Source organism: Candidatus Frankia nodulisporulans (genome assembly GCF_902806475.1).
Lineage (GTDB): Bacteria > Actinomycetota > Actinomycetes > Frankiales > Frankiaceae > Frankia > Frankia umida.
In genome coordinates this window covers 1-493 of record NZ_CADCWS010000548.1, presented here as the reverse complement: position 1 = coordinate 493, position 493 = coordinate 1, and the positions used below count along the sequence as shown (strand labels likewise).

1 protein-coding gene is annotated in these 493 nt (G+C 66.5%); it reads right to left on the bottom strand.

Going from position 1 to position 493, the window contains the following annotated elements; translation table 11 throughout:
• Positions 1 to 34 precede the first annotated feature (34 nt).
• A partial coding sequence (locus tag G6R24_RS21350) for a transposase (RefSeq protein ID WP_163550886.1) occupies positions 35 to 493 on the bottom strand: 459 nt, incomplete at its 5' end.

Genomic DNA, 493 nt, shown 5'->3' with positions numbered 1-493 from the left:
GAGGCTCTGTCTGACTTTCGGTGGTGACGGAGGGTTAGCTGAGGAGGATGCGGTGGCGGAGGAGGGGGAATCCGGCTCGGCCGTGCATCTGACGCATGATCCGTTTGGTTTTGGTGTTCACGCCTTCGGTTCCGCCGTTGTGGTGAGGAAGGGTGAGGGCTGCGTTGACGGCTGCGCGGTCGAGATCGAGGCCGCGGGTGAAGGCGTGCAGGTGGGGCAGGTCGGCGGCACGGGCTGTGGTGATCCACTCGTCGAGTCGGTGGGCGTTGCCGTCCGCGGGGTGGAGAAGCTGCGCGAAGCCGCGCACGAGTCCAGCGAGATCGATCATTTCCGGGCAGGCGGTGGTGAGGTCGCCGAGCCGGTCATGTTGGCTGTCGGTGAGCCGGTCGGGTCGGGTGAGCAGGAGCCGGGTGACGCGTCGTGGTGAGATCGCAGGCCGGTCGGCGTCAACGCGGCCCTGGTTGATGTAGCGGACGAACAGGTTGAAGCTACC